The organism is Vibrio sp. 1731 (assembly GCF_033339955.1).
In the GTDB taxonomy this organism is placed as follows: domain Bacteria; phylum Pseudomonadota; class Gammaproteobacteria; order Enterobacterales; family Vibrionaceae; genus Vibrio; species Vibrio alginolyticus.
On record NZ_JAWOVO010000181.1, the window covers coordinates 1 to 1,026 of the forward strand.

General features: G+C 48.0%; 1 protein-coding gene. It reads right to left on the minus strand.

Going from position 1 to position 1,026, the window contains the following annotated elements; genetic code table 11:
• Positions 1-1,026, minus strand: a 1,026-nt coding sequence (locus tag R7035_RS26080; RefSeq protein WP_318146432.1) for a DNA translocase FtsK, incomplete at both ends; no start/stop codon positions are given.

Genomic DNA, 1,026 nt, shown 5'->3' on the forward strand with positions numbered 1-1,026 from the left:
CATTTTCGGGTCGATCATAATGAAGCGTAGATCTTCTGGAGAAGCTTTGTAGAGCATACTCAAGATCATGACGTTTACACCGACCGACTTACCTGAACCTGTCGTACCCGCAACAAGTACGTGAGGCATTTTAGCGATGTCAGCAATGACAGCTTCACCCGCGATATCTTGACCAAGTACCACCGTCGTTGGCGATTTAGCTTGCTCAAATTGAGGGCTGCTGATGACGTCTGATAGATAAACCGTCTGACGACTCATGTTTGGCAACTCAAGACCGACATAAGGTTTGCCTGGAATCACCTCTACAACACGTACCGCCATCGCAGATAGAGCTCGCGCCAAGTCCATAGACAGACCAGAAATTCGACTTACTTTCACACCTGGCGCCAAATCGAGCTCGAATCGAGTGATGACTGGGCCTGGGTAAATGCCGACTACGTCAGCTTTAATTTTGTAGTCTGCAAGCTTGCTTTCGACTAAACGCGCGACTTGCTCAAGCGCTTCACGATCGATGAAGTTTTCACGTTTTTCCGGATGGTAAAGCAATTCAAGTGTTGGCAGCGGCTCTTCTGGCACTGGTAAATTCTGTTCTTGCTTCATCAAGAATGGGTTTTGCGTCGCGGCAACTTTTGCTTGCGCACTGGATACCATGCTTTGGAATGCGGCAACATCTTGATCGCCATCTTGCACTTCCTCAACCTCAACTTCTTGTGGCGCTGGTTCAAACGCTACACTCGGCTCAGGTGTCTGTTCTGGTTGAATTTGAGAAACCGATTGTGGTTGAACTATAGGTTGAGGCTCTGGTGAACGCGACTGAGGTTGAGGAGCAACATATGCCTCCTCTTCATCTACTACATCAAAATCAGAGATGGTTGGTTCAATATGTTCACTTGGCTCAGCGTGGTCGGTAATGTCATCAAGCGCACGAGTGTCAATAACAGGCTCTTCGTGTAGCGTTGGTTCCACATGGAGTTGCTGTTCTTGCTGAGCAGCAAACTGTTCATACTCTTCATAGCTTGATTCTCG